Raw genomic sequence first — 16,596 nt, 5'->3', positions numbered from 1 at the left:
GGGCACTATTGGGCTGGGCTTGGCTCAGTCGGCCGGGCCGGGCGGCTACCGGGCCGCCACCTCGCGGCACACCCGCAGCAGCTCCTCGTCGCCGGGCACGTCATGGCTGCCGTAGCCGCCCGTCCGCGCCGTGTACCGGTGGCGCGTGGCCAGTTCCGTCACCGCCAGGTCCCGCAGCGGCGCGGCGGCGGCGCCGTCCGGCGCGGCGAGACAGTCGGCGGTCGGCGGGCGAGTGTGCGGGTTCTCTTCCCAGGCGGCGCGCAGGACGGGTGCGACGGGGATGACGTCCCCGGTGATCCGGGCGAGCGCGCACACGGGCGGCCGTGCGCTCCCCGAACCCCCCGAAGTCCGTCAGGCCCCGCAGCGCGGACACCGAGGGAGGCGCTCGGCCCCAGCCGCCCCAGGGCCTCGGCCGCCGCGCGGCCGCCCCGCTCCAGCTCGCGCAGCAGCCCCGGCAGCACCTCTCCGGCTCCCGCTCCACCTCCCGGCACGCCTCGGCGGTGGCCACCGCGTCCTCGTCGAGGTCCAGCAGCCGCCGGATCAGCGGGGCGGCCTCACGGACGGCCGGTCCGAACGCGCCGAGGGGCCGCACCGCGTGCGGGACGAGCGTGCCGGCGGCCGGGTACGAGCCGTCGTGCGGTCGCCTCAGCCGCCGCGACACCACGGGCACTTCGTCCGCGCCGGCCGGTGCGCGCAGCGCTGTGAGCGGCCACGCGATGCGGCTCACCGGCTCCGGCACGTCGAGCGGGGACTCGGCGAGCCGGCGCCGCAGCACCGGCGCGAGCGGGGCGCCGGCCGGACCCAGGGGGACGACGGCCGACGGGGTGCCGTACGCACACCGGCCCCGGCGAGCAGCGGAACGGCCCGCGCATCCCCTGTCCTGGCCGCCGACCCTGAGCGGATCGCCCAGGGTCGGCGGCCCGTGCTCCCAGCGCTGTACGCACAGCTCGGGGCGCGAGGACACCAGCGCGGCGAGCGCGTCCGCGGCCGGGACGGCCAGGCCGAACAGCTCCTCCAGCCGGCCACCGCCGCGTCGCGCAACCGGTCGTCGCCCCGGCCAGTCGCTCCCCGATGAGCGCCGCCGGGCGGGAGTAGTCGGCCGGCCGGAAGCGGAACAGACCCAGGGACATCCACACCGCGTTGCACCGGTCGACCGCGTCCGGGCTGGTCGACTGCCCGGCGAGCAGGACGATCCGGTCCTCCGCGCGGCCGTGGCGCGCACTGTGCAGGGTGCGCAGCGGTCAGCAGCCCTCAGGAAGCGCCCGGTCGAGGATCGCGTCGACATCGGCCGACGCGATCCTCGACCGGGTCGCCGACGCCCCCGGACCGGCCGGCCGGCTCACCGCCTTCGCCGCCGTCGTACGGCATCTGGTGGCCGACCCCGTGCTGCCCGGCCCGCTGCTCCCCGACGACTGGCCGGGCGCCGAACTGCGCGCCGCCTACGCGGACTACCGGCGGGAGCTGGCGGAGCAGGTGCACGCGCGCGTGGAGCCCCGCTGACCGGACGGTACCCGCCCCGGACCGCGTGACGGCCGTACGAGGCGTCGTGCGGGGACGCCTCGTACGGCCGGGTCATCGCGGGATCACCGTGAGGTGACCGTGGACGTCACACCTAGCGGTAGACGATGTCCGAGGCGGAGTACAGGCAGTTGGTGCTGTCGGGGCCGACGCCCACCGCCGTGTTGTTGTTGTACTTCTGGCACGGGACGACCTTGCGGCTCGCGTCGTTCAGGATCGTGATGTTCCGCAGCGTCGCCACGTCGTTGCGGTTGACGTTGATGCCGACGAGCCGCGCGGTGCTGCCCGTCCCGGTCACCTCGATGGTGTTGAGGTTGACCTTGCGGGTGTACTGCGTGGAGCAGTCGCCGCAGGACCGGTAGAGCGTCTTGAACTCCTGCACGGCGAAGTTGGAGATGTTCACCGTGCCGCCGCCGTTGTGCTGGAAGACCTTGTCGGCCGCCTTCTTCGCGCCGCCGCCGATGACGTGGTACGTCGCGCCGGTGCCGCCGCGGAAGGTGGCGGCGTCCTCGCCGACGTCCTCCCACCACACGTTCTGCAGCGTGCAGCTGCCCATACAGTGGATGCCGTCGGCGCCGGGGGCGCCGATGATGACGTTCTTCAGCGTGACCCCGTCGGCCAGCTTCAGGATCGGCTGCTGGTCCTCCGACTGGTCGCCTCCGCCCAGGGCGCCGCTGCCGTACAGGCGCTGCATCCCGTAGTCCTTCGAGGCGTTCAGGGTGATGGTGGCGCTCACCGCCTGGCTGCTGGTGGGGGTGGGCCAAGTGGCGGCGCTCGCCGACGGAGTCCCGGTAGTCATGATCATGCCAACCGAGACGCCGAGGGTGGCCAGCGCGCCGGTCAGCGCGCGCCGACGGCGGGTGCGCGGGGGTGTCACAGATGCCATGTCCCGATTCCTTCTGTGGGGGGCGGAATGGTCGTAGCCCGTTCGCCTACATGAACGATGGCTGCCCATGTAAACGCAATGCGTGGTTCCACGTGACTTTTTCGGCTCCTTCAGGCGCCGATCGGTCACGCTCTTGAACGGACCGTAAAGGGCAAGCGCTTTCTGGTCAACGCCTCGCGCAGAACATATTCCGCCACTCCCGCTCGGGGTGAACTCCCGTGCGGCGGCGTCCGTGTTGACGGTGTGGGAGCGCTTCCACCCACTTACCGTTCACGATCACCCGAGCCGCGATCACGAAGGGACGACCACGTGTCCGCCACCCCCGGCAACACCGCGAGGAGACCCCTGCCCCCGGTACTCGTCGCGCTCTGCGCGCTGGTGCCGCTGCTGGCCGCGCTGCTGTTCGCCGCGCCCCCGGCCGCCGCCCGCGAGGGAGCCGCGCGCGAGCATGCCGCGCCGACCGCCACCCTGACCGAGGTCACCGGCTTCGGCGCGAACCCCAGCAACCTGCAGATGTACCTGTACGTCCCCGAGAGCGTCACCCCGAACCCGGCGGTCCTCGTGGCCGTCCACTACTGCACCGGCTCGGGGCCGGCCATGTACAGCGGCACCGAGTACGCCTCGCTCGCCGACCGCTACGGCTTCATCGTCGTCTACCCGTCGGTCACCCGGTCCAGCAAGTGCTTCGACGTCTCCTCGCCGCAGGCCCTGCGCCGCGGCGGCGGCAGCGACCCGGTCGGCATCAAGTCGATGGTCGACTGGGTGCTCGCCACCTACGACGCCGACCCGAAGCGGGTCTTCGCCACCGGCATCTCCTCCGGCGCGATGATGACCAACGTCCTGCTGGGCGTGTACCCCGACGTGTTCGCCGCCGGCGCCGCCTTCGCCGGGGTCCCCTTCGGCTGCTTCGCCACCACCGACGGCTCCGAGTGGAACAGCGCCTGCGCGAACGGCACGGTGACACGCACCCCGCAGCAGTGGGGCGACCTGGTCCGCGGCGCCTACCCCGGCTACACCGGCCCGCGCCCCCGGATGCAGCTGTGGCACGGCACCGAGGACGACGTGCTCCGCTACCCGAACTTCGGCGAGGAGATCAAGCAGTGGACGAACGTCCTGGGTGTGAGCCAGACGCCGGCGTCCACCGACACCCCCGCCACCGGCTGGACCCGCACCCGCTACGGCGCCGCCGGTGACCGGGCCCCCGTGGAGGCGATCAGCCTCCAGGGCGTCGGCCACAACCTCTACGCCTACGGCACCATGGGCGCCCGCGTGCTCACCTTCTTCGGCCTCGACGGCCAGGGCCCCGCGCCGCAGCCCCAGCCGTCCGGCTGCAAGGTGAAGGCGACCACCAGCGCCTGGAACACCGGTCTCACCGCCTCCGTGACGATCACCAACACCGGCAGCACGGCGATCAACGGCTGGAAGCTGGGCTTCACCCTGCCGGGCGGCCAGACCATCACGGGAGGCTGGGGCGCCACGTACGCACCGGCCTCCGGCGCGGTGACCGCGACGAACGCCGCGTACAACGCCACTCTTGCGCCCGGCGCGAGCGTGAGCATCGGCTACCAGGCGAGCCACACCGGCAACAGCGCGTCCCCGGGCGCCTTCACGCTCAACGGGACGGCCTGCGCGACCGGCTGAGTGCGGCCGGCGCAAGCCGCGCGGTGGCCGGGGGCAGCGTCCCCCGGCCACTCGTGTTTCCCCCGCCTCCCGCGGGTGACGAGGTGGTTTTCTGGGAACTCGGGCCCGTGCACAGAGGCCATCTGCAGGGAGGCGGGGAGCGTCATGACACGGCTGAAGCCGTCGTCCGTCATCACGCGGCCGGTGCGGTTCACCGGTTCCGCGTTGCGCCGGATGCCCGGCATGGACAAGGTGAGCAAGGCGGCCGAGGGCACCCTGGACGCGGTCGGGATCGTGTCCCCGCGCGGGCGCCGGATCGCGGTCTACACGGGAGCCGGGGTGCTCGGCGCCGCGGGCGTCGTGGAATGGCCCGTGGCGATCGCGGGCGCGGCCGTGGCCTGGCTGACGCAGCCCAGGCCCGGCCAGGAGCGGGAACGGGAACAGGGCCCCGATGACGCCTCCCGGGCGACGTCGCCCGGAGGCGGCGCGGCGTCCGAAGGCGACGCGGCGTCCATGTCCATGGGGCCGGGCCGGAGCGACGCGTCCTCCGGCGATCCCGCCACGGAATCCGGCATGTCCGCCGCGGCGTCCCGCATGCCCGCAGCGGCGTCCGGTGCTCGTACGACGGCCTCCCCGGGCCGTACGACGGTCTCCGGGACGCGGACCAGGACGGTGCACGGGACCGGCACGACGACCATCAAGGCGGCGACCGCCCACCGGCGCACGGCGGCCCGGCGGCACACCGGGACCTCCGGCTGAGCCCCACCACCGGCAAGTCGAACCCCGGTAATGGGCGTGAGGAGTTATCAACGGGCCGCAATCGGCATAAAGTCGTAAAAGACCGCAAAACGAGTAGAGACCCGCAAGAGCCGAGAACCGAGAACAGTCGAACGCGAACCGAGGATGTGCGATGGGGTTGCTGACGGGGCCGGTGTCGGCTGTCTCCGGAGCCCTGCTGGCGGGGCCCCGGCTGCTGACGCGCGGAACCGCGCCCGCCGTCGGTCTGGCCGCCGCGGCGGCGGCCGGAACGGCGCGCGCGGGAGTGCGCGGCGCGGACTCCGCCGTGCGGGTCGCGCGGGTGGCGCGGACCGCGGCACTGCCCGGACAGAGGCGTGACTGGCGCTCCGGACGGCGCGCCCACCTCGCGCTGCGGGCCGTCACGACGGACGGGAAGCGCGAGGCCGGCGAGGCGGCCCACGCCGCCCGGCGGGTCGCGGCCGCCCTGATGGAGCGGCCCGACGTCGCCTACGCGTACTGGGACGGCGGCCTGTCCCGCCTCGTCGTGGCCGCGACCGAGGCCGCCGTCGCCGACTCGGTGCTCGAGAAGGCGAGCGAACTCGCCGAACGGCACGGACTCGCCCCCGACGACGAGTCCGTGGAGGAGTTCGCCCACCCCGGCGACCCGATCGGGGTGCGCACCGCGGTGGCCGCGCTGGGCGTGGACGCGCTCGGCATCGGCGCCGCGCTCGCCGCCTCCGCGCTGCGCCTGCCGCCCTCGCCCAAGTTCGTCTCGGCGGGCAACACCCTGCTGCGTGAGCACCCCCGGTTCCGCTCCTGGCTGCGCGGACGGCTGGGCGACTCCCGCGCCGACCTCGTGCTGGCCGCCGTCAACGCGGCCGTCCACGGCGCCGGCCAGAACCCCGTCGCCCTGGTGCTCGACGGCTCGCTGCGCACCTGCGGACTGGCCGAGACACTGGCCCGCGCGGCCGCCTTCGACGCCGTCCACGACCGGCTGTGCGTACCCCACCGCACCGGCGTGGCCATGGACCGGTTCCCCCGTCCGCCGCTGCGCCGGACCCCGGCCCAGGAGTACGCCGTACACGCCGAGTCCGGCAGCCTGGTGGGCGCCCTCGCGACCCTGCTGGTCAAACACTCCGCGTCCGAGGCCGCCGAGGCGGTGCTCGCCGGTTCCCCCAAGGCCGCCCGCTACGGCCCCGCCGCCTTCCACGCCGCCCTCAGCTGCGCCCTCGCCCGCACCGGCGTCCTGGTCCGCGACCAGCAGCGGCTGCGCCGCCTGGAGACGGCCGGGACGATTTTCCTGCACCCCAGCGCGCTGCGCACTGCCGACGGCGAGGCCGACCCGTGGGCCGAGCCCGTCCTCGACGCGGCCCGCCGCGCGAAACTGCGCGTCGTCGTCGGTGACGACCCCGCCCTCACCGACTTCGTCGGCCTCGCCGACCACATCGTGCCCGCCGGGCGGCCGCCCGCCGAGTCGGTGGAGCGGCTGCGCCAGGACGACGGCTGTGTGATCACCGTGGCCCGGCCCGCCTCCGCCGACGACACCGAGGTCCTGGAGGCCTTGTTCGCCGGTGACCTGGCCGTCGGGCTCGCCGACCGCGACGCGGCCGTCGCGTGGGGCGCCGACGTCCTCACCCCGGACGGGCTGTCCGACGTGTGGCGGCTGCTCGTCGCCGTGCCCGCCGCCCGCGGGGTCGGGCGCCGGTCGCAGATCCTCGCCCGGTCGGGCGCCGCCCTGTCCGGGCTGCTCGTGGCCGTCGGCGAGGCCCGGCGGCAGACCAACCCGTGGCTGCCCGGACTGCGTCACGTCCCTGTCGACGCGGCCGCCGCCACGGCCCTGCTCGGCGGGGTGCGCGCGGGCCTCGCTGTGGCGCTGACCCGCTCCCCGCACCCCCAGCCCCGGGTGGCCTGGCACGCCCTGGACTCCCGCTCCGTGCGGGCCCGGCTGGCCGACCGGCTGGAGGTTGAGGAGAGCGTTCTGGAGCAGACCGTGGACCGGGTGCGCGCGACGGTCACCACCGTCGGCCGCAAGCCGGCCATGGCCCCGGCGCGCTGGACGTTCCAGCTCGCCCGCGCCGTGCGCAACGAGCTGGACGACCCGCTCACTCCGGTGCTCGCGGTCGGGTCGGCGGCGTCGGCGATCCTCGGCTCCGTCGCGGACGCCTTGCTCGTCGTCGGCGCGCTCGACCTCAACGCCCTGGTCGGCGGCCTGCAGCGGCTGCGGGCCGAGCGGGCGCTGTCCGGACTGGTCGCCGAACAGAAGCAGAAGGCGCGGATCAGCGACGACGGCTGGGCCGGTCCCCCCGGACGGCGGCGTGACCGGCGGCGGCCGGGCCCGCGCACCGTCGACGCCTCCCGCCTGGTGCCCGGCGACGTGATCGAGCTGAACGCCGACGACGTCGTGCCCGCCGACGCCCGCCTGCTGTGGGAGGACGGCCTGGAGGTCGACGAGTCCGCGCTGACCGGCGAGTCGCTGCCGGTCGACAAGCAGGTGGAACCCACCCCCAGCGCTGCCGTCGCCGACCGCCGCTGCATGGTCTTCGAGGGCACCACCGTGGTGGCCGGACACGCGCGGGCCGTCGTCGTGGAGACCGGCGAGCGCACCGAGGCCGCCCGCGCCGTCCACCTCGCCGCGCGCACCCCCGCGGCCGGCGGCGTGCAGGCCCGGCTGCAGGAACTCACCAGCCAGGCGCTGCCGTGGACGATGGCGGGCGGCGCCGCCGTGACCGGGCTGTCGCTGCTGCGCGGCACCCCCATCCGCGAGGCGGTCAGCGGCGGCGTGGCCGTCGCGGTGGCCGCCGTCCCCGAGGGCCTGCCCCTGGTGGCGACGGTGGGCCAGCTCGCTGCGGCCCGGCGGCTGAGCCGGCGCGGCGTCCTGGTGCGCGCCCCGCGCACCCTGGAGGCGCTGGGCCGGATGGACACCATCTGCTTCGACAAGACCGGCACGCTCACGGAGAACAAGCTGCGCCTGGTCCGGGTCGCCGAGGCCGACGGCACGGTCCGCGGACTCGGCGAGGCGCGCGACTCCGAGGTGCTGCGGATCGCCGTACGGGCCTGCCCGCAGCCCAACGGCGGCGAGAAGGTCGTGCACGCCACCGACGAGGCCGTGCTGGACGCGGCCGGCCGCGACCCCGAGTGGACGCAGACCGAGGCCCGGCCCTTCGAGGCGGGGCGCGGCTACGCGGGCGCGGTGGGGTACGCCGCGGACGGTGTGCGGGTCTTCGAGGTCAAGGGCGCTCCGGAGACCGTGCTGCCGGCCTGCCGTGGTCTGCCCGAGCACGCCGAGGAGACCGCGCACGCGCTGGCCCGTGACGGGCTGCGGGTGCTGGCGGTCGCCCGGCGCCGGCTGGCCGACGGCGAGAACGACGCCGAGGTCTGCGACGAGCCGCCGCACGACCTGGAGTTCGCCGGGCTGCTCGCCCTCGCCGACGTGGCCCGCGAGACGTCCGACGCCCTGGTGCGCGGGCTGCGCGCGGCGGGCGTACGGCCGGTGATGCTGACCGGCGACCACCCGCAGACCGCGCGGGCGATCGCCCTCGACCTGGGCTGGCCCGAGGACACCGCCGTCGTCACCGGCGACGACCTGGCCGCCGCGGACCGCGGCGAACGCTCCCGCATGCTGCGCGACGCGGACGTCGTGGCGCGCGTCGCGCCCGAGCAGAAACTCCAGGTCGTCGAGGCGCTGCGGGACGCCGGCCGGGTGGTCGGCATGGTCGGCGACGGCGCCAACGACGCCGCCGCGATCCGCGCCGCCGACATCGGCGTCGGGATCAGCGCCCGCGGCTCGGCGGCCGCCCGCAACGCCGCCGACCTGGTGCTCACCGACGACGACATGACCGTCCTGGTGGAGGCGGTCGGCGAGGGCCGCGCCCTGTGGCACAGCGTCGCCGACTCCGTCGCCATCCTGATCGGCGGCAACGCGGGCGAGATCGGCTTCGGCATCCTCGGCACGCTGCTCGCGGGCGCGGCACCGCTGTCGACCCGGCAGATGCTGCTGGTGAACCTGTTCACCGACCTGTTCCCGGCGATGGCCGTCGCGGTCACCCCGAAGCAGGACCCGGCCGAGACCGGCGCGGGCGGGCCGCTGGGCACCTCGCTGCTGGGCGAGCCGCTGATGCGGCAGATCCGGCACCGGGCGCTGACCACCTGCCTGGGCGCGGTCGCCGCCTGGCTGTTCGGCCGGTTCACCCCGGGCACGGCCCGCCGTACGACGACGATGGCGCTGTGCGCGGTGGTCGGCACCCAGCTCGCGCAGACCCTGCTCGACCGGCGCGACAGCCCGCTGGTCCAGGTCACCGCGCTGGGCTCCGCCGCCGCCCTGGTCGCGCTCGTCCAGACCCCGGTCGCCAGCCGGCTGGTCGGCTGCACCCCGCTCGGCCCGCTCGCCTGGGCGGGCGTCGCGGCGGCCATCGCCCTCGCGGTGGCCGGGCAGCGGGTCCTGCCGGAACTGGAGGGGACGGTGCGGCGGCTGGCCCGCACGGCCGGCGTGGGCACCACCGGCACGCCGGGGAGCGAGGTAAAGACCGAACGGGCCGGCAAGGCGCAGCAGTCCGCGCAGGCCGGCGAGGCCGGACAGGTCGACGGCGGCGCGTCGCCGAAGCAGGCCGCGATCGAGGGCCGGGTCGTCACACCCTCCGGTGACTGAGGCGCGTACCCGCCGGCCTCACCGGGCGGGCGGGTGCGGCGCAGTCACCGGCAGCACCGGGACGCGGACGGCTCAGACGGACCGGTGGTACTGGTCCGGCACCCGCACCTGGCCGCCCAGCTCGCGGGCCGCGTGCCGCGCCCACGACGGGTTGCGCAGCAGCTCACGGCCGAGGAGGACGGCGTCCGCCTCCCCGTTGGCGAGGATCTTCTCCGCCTGCCCGGCCTCGGTGATCAGGCCCACGGCGGCGACCGGCAGCGAGGTCTCGGCCTTCACCCGGGCGGCGAGGGGCACCTGGTAGCCGGGGCCGGTGGGGATGCGGACGGCGGGGGCGTTGCCGCCGGTCGAGACGTCGAGCAGGTCGATGCCGTGCGCCTGCAGGTCGCGGGCGAGGCGGACGGTGTCGTCGGCGGTCCAGCCGCCCTCGTCCAGCCAGTCGGTCGCCGAGACGCGGAAGAACAGCGGCTTGTCGTCCGGCCAGACCTCCCGCACGGCGTCGGCCACCTCCAGGGCGAACCGGGCGCGGTTCTCGTACGAGCCGCCGTAGGCGTCGGTGCGGTGGTTGGAGTACGGGGACAGGAACTCGTGGATCAGATAGCCGTGGGCGCCGTGGATCTCGGCGATCTCGAATCCGGCGGCGAGCGCCCGGCGGGCCGCGTCGGCGAACTGGCCCACGATCTGGCGGATCTCCTCGACCGTCAGCTCCGTCGGCACCGGGTGCCGCTCGTCGAACGCGACGGGGCTCGGCGCGAGCGGCTGCCAGCCGTACGCGTCCGGACCGAGCGGCGCCCCGCCCTTCCACGGCTGGTCGGTCGACGCCTTGCGGCCCGCGTGGGCCAGCTGGATCGCGGGGACGGTGCCCTGGCCGGCCAGGAAGCGGGTGATCCGGCGGAAGGCCTCGACCTGGGTGTCGTTCCACAGGCCCAGGTCGTACGGCGAGATCCGCCCCTCGGGGCTGACCGCGGTGGCCTCGATGATGATCAGCCCGGTGCCGCCGGTCGCGCGGGCCGCGTAGTGCGCGAAGTGCCAGTCGTGCGGCACACCGGCCTCGGGTCCCTCGGGAGCCGCGGAGTACTGGCACATCGGCGCCATCCACACGCGGTTCGGGATCGTCAGGTCGCGCAGGGAGTAAGGCTCGAACAGCGCGGTCACGGCGGGCTCCATTCGTCACGGACCGAAGGTTCGTTTCGTACGATAGCTTTCGTAGTACGGCAGATGTCAAACTACGATGCCCCTCGTACAATGGAGCTCCCTGAGGAAGTGGAGCCGCCGTGACCACCGCCAGTGCCAGTCGCACCCTGCCCCACCCGGCGCGCGACGAGATCCGGCTGGAGCAGGTGCTGCACGCGCTGTCCGACCCGATGCGGCTGCGGATCGTGCGCGAACTCGCCGCCGACGGCGACGAGCTGTCCTGTTCACACTTCGTGCTGCCGGTCACCAAGTCCACCACCACGCACCACTTCCGGGTGCTGCGCGAGAGCGGGGTCATCCGGCAGACCTACCGGGGCACCGCCAAGATGAACGGCCTGCGCCGCGACGACCTGGACGATCTCTTCCCGGGACTGCTCGACGCCCTCCTGGACGCCGCCACCCGCCAGTCCGCCCGGCTCGGCGAGACCGCCACCGGGTGAACCACCCGCGCGGGGGCCGCCCTCGCCCGGACACCGGCCGCGCGAGGGGCGTTCGGTTCCCTTCGCACCTAGAGGCGGTCGCCGCGCGCCGCGGTCAACAGTGCGTCCCAGTCGGGCAGTTTCACCACGCTCCGCCCCAGCTGCGCCCCCAGCGCCGCTTCCGCCCGTTCGATGGCCTGCCAGCCCTCCCACTCGACCGGCTCCACACCCTCGGCGCGCAAGACCGCCAGCGGGTCCTCGGGGAGGGGCCGGCCGGCCAGCACGGGGGCGTCCTCCAGCAGTGAGGTCACCGTCTCCTTCGCGCACGGCCGGTTGGTGCCGATCACGCCCGTCGGACCCCGCTTGATCCAGCCGGCCACGTACTCACCCGGCGACACCACCCCACCGCGCAGCACCCGCCCCGCCCGGTGCGGCACCGTGCCGCTGCCGGAGTCGAACGGCAGCCCCTCCAGCGGCACCCCGCGATAGCCGACCGACCGCAGCACCAGCTGTGCCTCGAGCACGTGGAACTCGCCGGTGCCCGCCACCCCGCCGCGCCCGTCCGGCACCGTCCGCTCGAACCGCACCGCGCCCACCCGTCCCGCCTCGGCGAGCAGTTCGACGGGCCGCAGGAAGAACCGCAGTCGGATGCGGCGCGGGGCGCCGCGCGGGCCGCGCTCCGCCCAGCCCCGCAGCACCTCCACGTTGCGGCGCTGCGGCGCCGGCAGCGCGGACGGGTCGGCCCAGGCCGGATCCAGCGCCGGTTCCACCGGGTCGACGGTCACCTCGGCCTCCGGCAGCGCGCCCAGCTCGCGCAGCTCCTTGGTGGTGAAACGCGCCTGGGACGGTCCGCGCCGCCCCACCATCTGGATCTCGGTCACCCGGCTCGCGGCCAGGGCGCGCAGCGCCGCGTCCGGCATGTCGGTGGGGCTCAGCTCGGCCGCGCCGCGCGCCAGGATCCGGGTGACGTCCACCGCGACGTTCCCGACCCCGATGACCACGGCCGACCGGACGCCCCGGAGGAACCCGTCGTCGACGGCGTCCGGGTGGGCGCTGTACCAGGACACGAACCGCGTCGCCGACCAGCTGCCCGGCAGGTCCTCGCCGGGGATCCCCAGCCGCCGGTCGGTGGCGGCGCCCACGCAGTACACCACCGCGTGGTAGAGCTCCCGCAGCCGGGCCGCCGGCACCCCGCCGGCGCCGACCTGGACACCGCCGAGGAACCGCACCCGGTCGTGCTCCAACACCGCGCGCAGATTGTTCTGCAACGACTTGATCTTCTCGTGGTCGGGCGCCACGCCGTAGCGCACGAGACCGTACGGGCACGGCAGCCGGTCGAGTACGTCGACCCGGGCCCGCGGTTCCTGCTCGACGACGGTCTGGGCGGAGTAGACCCCGCTCGGTCCGGAACCCACGACGGCGACACGCAGCACGGCGGAACTCCTTCGCCCCCGTATTCGCTGTCGCTTCCAGCATCGCACCGCCGGGGCTGCGCTGACAGGGTGCTGTGCGCGGGAGCGGACGCGTGTCCGTTCGTACGGAATGTGATCATGCGGCTACGTTCCGTGCGTGCTGGAAGCATCCTTTCTTGGTCTTTCCGACCGCCTGCCGGAGGACGGCGCGGTGTCCGTGTGGCCCGCGTGGGAGGTGTGGGAAGGCGGCGTCGTGACCGCCTGGTTCCAGGTGCGGCTGGCCTTCGCCGACGGGGCGGTGGTGGAGGCGCTGGCCGTCGTCGCGGACGGGAACGTCTGTCTGGAGGACGTACGGGCCCGGCCCGCGTTCTGTCTCGACGACCTCGCGGTGCTCGCCGACTGGCTCGAGGGGCCGCTGTTCGAGGCGTGCGGGATCGCGGCGGGGACCGCAGAGGGCCGGGGCCCGGAGGCGGACGAGGCGGAGACGGTGGGGGAGGGGGCGGCGGGCCAGGGAGGGGCGGAGGCCAGCGAGGTGGACGTGAGCGGGGTGGGAGACGGCGGGGCGGGAGACACCGGGGCGGGCGTGAGTGCCGTAGACATCGGCGTCGCGGGCGGGGCCGAGGGCGAGGTCGGAGGCGACGCGGGCGCATCGGACGCAGCGGACGCCGCTGGGGCGGCGGGGCCGCGCCGGGCCCGGCCGCCGTGGCCGCGCGGTATCGAGGGCCGGCGGCTGGTCGCGCAGGCGTACCGGACCGCCCAGGAGGAGGGGACCGATCCGGTGCTCGCGGTGATGTGCGCGACGGGGCACAGCCGCCGCAGGTCGCTCCGGCTGATCGCCCGGGCGCGGGACGCCGGCTTCCTGGCGCCCCGGCACGCCCGCCGCGGCTGACCGGTCCTCAGCCGGCGCCGGCCGGTACGGGGCGCGTCAGGGCGCCCGCCGGGGCGGCTGGCGGGCGTGCCTGCCCGCCGGTGCGCCCGCGGGCGTCAGAGCATCTGACGCATCCGCGTGATCTCGCTCGTCTGCTGGGCGATCACGTCGTCCGCCATCTCCTCGATCTTCACGTTGTTCCCCTGGGACTTGGCGTCCGTGGCCATCGTGATCGCGCCCTCGTGATGGGTGATCATCAGCGTCAGGAACAGCTGGTCGAAGGCCTTGCCGCGCGCCGCGCGCAGGTTACTCAGCTGGGTCTCGGTGGCCATCCCCGGCATGACCCGGTGCGCGTGGCCGCCCTCGCCCTGCTCCCGCTTGCCGTGCTCGGCCAGCCACGCCTTCAGCACGCCGATCTCGGGCTCCTGGGCGGCCGTGATGCGCTCGGCGAGCTTCTTCACCTGCGGGGACTCGGCGCGCTCGGGGGCGAGTCCGGTCATCTCCAGCGCCTGCGTGTGATGGGTGATCATCATGCGGGCGTAGTCGACGTCCGCCGAGTTGGGGGTGTCGTCGTCGGCGCGCTGCTGGGCGGCCTCCTGCGCGGAGAGGGTGCGGTTGGCCTCACCGGGCTTGCCGGGGACGAGCACCGAGGGGCCGGCCGCCCGGTCGGGCGCGGGCGTCGAGCCCGCGTCGCAGGCGCCGAGCGTGAGAGCGGCGAGTGCGGCGAGCGCGCTCAGCGGGACGGTGACACGCGACGCGCGGCGGAAGGGCACGACGACCTCCTGTGACGGGCGGTATGCGGGGTGCACTTCGTGAGTGCCGGTGACCGTCTTAACACGCCGGTGAGCACTGTCCGTTGAAAACATTCATTACATCTCTGTTGCCCCCTGTTGATCTGTCCATGATGACGACGATACTTCGGGGGTCCGTGAACCGTTCCCTTGCGAACGGCACAAGGGAGGAAGCAGTGACCCTGTTGAGCAGATCCCGAACACGGCGCAGACGCCTGGGAATCACCACGGCTGCCGCCGGGCTCCTGGCCGCGCTGATCACCGCACAGCCCGCGGTCGCCACCCCCGATCCCGGGGACTCGCCGACCGCCGAGAGGCGGGTGTCGGAAGGCACCAGGCAGGAAGTGAAGGAGGCGGTGGAGAGCGGGGAGATACCCGGCCAGGACCAGATCGTCCACTCCGCCAACATCCAGCACCTGACGAACATCCCCAAGGACGTGCTGCCGGGCACCAACTCGGACCTGGCCTTCCAGGGCAAGTACGCCTTCGCCGGCAACTACGACGGCTTCCGCATCTTCGACATCAGCGACCCGAAGGCCCCGAAGACGGTCTCCCAGGTGCTGTGCCCCGGCTCGCAGAACGACATCTCCGTCTCCGGCGACCTGCTGTTCCTGTCCACCGACTCCTCGCGCAGCGACAGCAGTTGCAACAGCACCACCCAGCCGGCGACCGAGAAGTCCTCGTGGGAGGGCATGAAGGTCTTCGACATCAGCGACAAGAGGAACCCGAAGTACGTCGCCGCCGTCGAGACCGCCTGCGGCTCGCACACCCACACGCTGGTGCCCGAGCGCCGCAACGTCTACGTCTACGTCTCCTCCTACTCGCCGAACGCCGCGTACCCCGACTGCCAGCCGCCGCACGACGGCATCTCCGTCATCAAGGTGCCGCGCAAGGCCCCCGAGAAGGCGGCGGTCGTCGGCTTCCCGGTGCTGTTCCCCGGTGAGGGTCCCGACGGCGGCGGCAACCCCGGCGCGCCCACGAACCCGGGCGTCTCCAAGACCACCGGCTGCCACGACATCACCGTGCTTCCTTCCAAGGACCTCGCGGCGGGCGCGTGCATGGGAGACGGCATCCTCTTCTCCATCGAGGACCCGGAGAACCCGAAGGTCATCGACCGGGTGCAGGACAACGTCAACTTCGCGTTCTGGCACTCCGCGACCTTCAACCAGAAGGCCAACAAGGTCGTGTTCACGGACGAGCTGGGCGGCGGTGGCGCGGCCACCTGCAACGCGGCCGTCGGCCCGAACCGCGGCGCGGACGGCATCTACGACATCACCGGCAAGGGCGACCACCGCAAGCTGGTCTTCCGCAGCTACTTCAAGATCCCCCGCCACCAGGCCGACACCGAGAACTGCGTGGCCCACAACGGCTCGCTGATCCCGGTCAAGGGCAAGGACCTCATGGTCCAGGCGTGGTACCAGGGCGGCGTTTCCGTCTGGGACTTCACCGACTCCTCCCACCCGAAGGAGATCGCCTACTTCGAGCGCGGTCCGATCAGCACCGAGCGCCTGGTCGGCGGCGGTTCCTGGTCCGCGTACTACTACAACGGCCACATCTACTCGAACGACATGGCCAAGGGCTTCGACGTCCTCAAGCTCGACGACCGGCGGACGAACCCCGCCGAGCGGGTGCGGCTGAGCGAGCTCAACGTCCAGACCCAGCCGGACTACTTCGACTGATCCACCACCGGGGACCCCGTCGCGAAGAACCGTGACAGATCCCGCTGGCACTCCCCGCCGGACGTCTCCGCGTCCGGCGGGGAACCCATCTCCCAGTCCAGGCCGTAGCGCCGGAACAGCTCGGCGCGCAGCGGGGTGATGGGCATGCCGACGTTCGGCAGCACCATCGCGTAGACGGCGCCCATGAGTTGGGCCCGCAGCATCGGATAGTCGGTGGCGGCCTCCGACGAGGCGTGCCGGGCCACCGTGTCGCTCAGCAGTTCGGCGAGCCGCTGCTGCTCCGGGCAGCGCACGAACCCCTCCGCCTGCAGCAGCCCCGCCATGTGCTGGCGCATCAGCACGGTCCGGTCGCGCGCCAGGCCGAGGATCGCGTCGATGGCCCGCGCCATCCGCTCCCGGCCGTCCTCGGTGCGCGGTTCGCGTTCCAGCGCCTCCTCCAGCGTCCGGTGCATCAGCCGGTGCACGGCCGACTGCACCAGCTGCCGTTTGCCGGGAAAGTAGTACGACACCAGTCCGCGCGCCGATCCCGCCCGGTCCGCGATGTCTCCCAAGGTCGTGGCGTCGTAACCGCGTTCACCGACCAGCTCGACCGCCGCCTGGAGCAGACGTTCCCGGGAACGACGCCGCAACTCTTCATTGACCGCGGCGCTTCGAGGGGACATCCTGTAACTCCTGCGTTGACTGGCTGCCAGCCAACTATACTCAGCACGTCCCGACCGACCCGTTCCCGGGCCCGGCCGGGCAAGCCGTCCGCCTCGGGCGACGCGGGGGATCGTCCGAGGCGGACGGCAATTGCGGGGCTTTTTTCCCGCTCTGCCGGCGCACCACT

The 16,596-nt window shown here is 73.9% G+C and carries 12 protein-coding genes and 1 pseudogene; 7 read left to right on the top strand and 6 right to left on the bottom strand.

The features are described from left to right. Window positions 1-45: 45 nt before the first annotated feature. A complete protein-coding gene (locus tag G7Z13_RS03550; protein ID WP_165995930.1) occupies window positions 46-315 on the bottom strand; it encodes a hypothetical protein in 270 nt (89 codons plus the stop codon). Window positions 316-1,278: 963 nt separating this feature from the next. Between G7Z13_RS03550 and G7Z13_RS33515 the strand changes: the two are divergent. After that, window positions 1,279-1,500: pseudogene (locus G7Z13_RS33515) on the top strand (PaaX family transcriptional regulator C-terminal domain-containing protein); the annotation flags it as partial. 112 nt (window positions 1,501-1,612) lie between these two features. Here the strand turns inward: G7Z13_RS33515 and G7Z13_RS03540 are convergent. Next, complete coding sequence (locus tag G7Z13_RS03540; protein ID WP_165995928.1) at window positions 1,613-2,404, bottom strand: pectate lyase; 792 nt, start codon at window positions 2,402-2,404, stop codon at window positions 1,613-1,615. 309 nt (window positions 2,405-2,713) lie between these two features. On the opposite strand from G7Z13_RS03540, the gene G7Z13_RS03535 reads away from it, so the two are divergent. From G7Z13_RS03535 to G7Z13_RS03525, 3 genes are all read left to right on the top strand, one after another. Beyond that, window positions 2,714-4,045 (top strand): PHB depolymerase family esterase, encoded by a 1,332-nt coding sequence (locus tag G7Z13_RS03535; RefSeq protein WP_165995926.1) that lies wholly within the window; start codon window positions 2,714-2,716, stop codon window positions 4,043-4,045. A 144-nt stretch (window positions 4,046-4,189) separates the two neighbouring features. Continuing rightward, window positions 4,190-4,783, top strand: a complete 594-nt coding sequence (locus tag G7Z13_RS03530; protein WP_165995925.1) for a hypothetical protein — start codon at window positions 4,190-4,192, stop codon at window positions 4,781-4,783. Window positions 4,784-4,934: 151 nt separating this feature from the next. Further along, window positions 4,935-9,407, top strand: coding sequence for a cation-translocating P-type ATPase (locus tag G7Z13_RS03525; protein WP_165995923.1), 4,473 nt, complete (start codon window positions 4,935-4,937; stop codon window positions 9,405-9,407). Between the two features lie 72 nt (window positions 9,408-9,479). Here the strand turns inward: G7Z13_RS03525 and G7Z13_RS03520 are convergent, their stop codons facing one another. Continuing rightward, window positions 9,480-10,559, bottom strand: a complete 1,080-nt coding sequence (locus tag G7Z13_RS03520) for an NADH:flavin oxidoreductase/NADH oxidase (RefSeq protein WP_165995921.1) — start codon at window positions 10,557-10,559, stop codon at window positions 9,480-9,482. A 119-nt stretch (window positions 10,560-10,678) separates the two neighbouring features. On the opposite strand from G7Z13_RS03520, the gene G7Z13_RS03515 reads away from it, so the two are divergent. Next, a complete protein-coding gene (locus G7Z13_RS03515; RefSeq protein WP_165995919.1) occupies window positions 10,679-11,038 on the top strand; it encodes a helix-turn-helix transcriptional regulator in 360 nt (119 codons plus the stop codon). A 68-nt stretch (window positions 11,039-11,106) separates the two neighbouring features. Here G7Z13_RS03515 and G7Z13_RS03510 read toward each other — a convergent pair whose 3' ends face one another. Further along, entirely contained in the window at window positions 11,107-12,450 is a 1,344-nt protein-coding gene (locus G7Z13_RS03510; protein WP_165995918.1) for an FAD-dependent oxidoreductase, read from the bottom strand. A 136-nt stretch (window positions 12,451-12,586) separates the two neighbouring features. Between G7Z13_RS03510 and G7Z13_RS03505 the strand changes: the two genes are divergently transcribed. Beyond that, entirely contained in the window at window positions 12,587-13,318 is a 732-nt protein-coding gene (locus tag G7Z13_RS03505; protein ID WP_346767986.1) for a DUF6214 family protein, read from the top strand. Window positions 13,319-13,413: 95 nt separating this feature from the next. On the opposite strand, the gene G7Z13_RS03500 is transcribed toward G7Z13_RS03505, so the two are convergent. Beyond that, window positions 13,414-14,070, bottom strand: a complete 657-nt coding sequence (locus tag G7Z13_RS03500; protein WP_165995916.1) for a DUF305 domain-containing protein — start codon at window positions 14,068-14,070, stop codon at window positions 13,414-13,416. 194 nt (window positions 14,071-14,264) lie between these two features. On the opposite strand from G7Z13_RS03500, the gene G7Z13_RS03495 reads away from it, so the two are divergent. Beyond that, on the top strand, window positions 14,265-15,767 hold the full coding sequence (locus G7Z13_RS03495) for a hypothetical protein (RefSeq protein WP_165995914.1): 1,503 nt from the start codon (window positions 14,265-14,267) through the stop codon (window positions 15,765-15,767). Here G7Z13_RS03495 and G7Z13_RS03490 read toward each other — a convergent pair. Next, window positions 15,755-16,429, bottom strand: coding sequence for a TetR/AcrR family transcriptional regulator (locus tag G7Z13_RS03490; RefSeq protein ID WP_165995912.1), 675 nt, complete (start codon window positions 16,427-16,429; stop codon window positions 15,755-15,757). The two genes, G7Z13_RS03495 and G7Z13_RS03490, sit on opposite strands and share 13 nt — an antisense overlap. Between the last annotated feature and the right edge of the window lie 167 nt (window positions 16,430-16,596).

This window comes from Streptomyces sp. JB150, assembly GCF_011193355.1.
Taxonomy (GTDB): domain Bacteria; phylum Actinomycetota; class Actinomycetes; order Streptomycetales; family Streptomycetaceae; genus Streptomyces.
The sequence above is the reverse complement of the archived record's forward strand: the minus strand, read 5'-3'. Positions and strand labels throughout refer to the sequence as shown.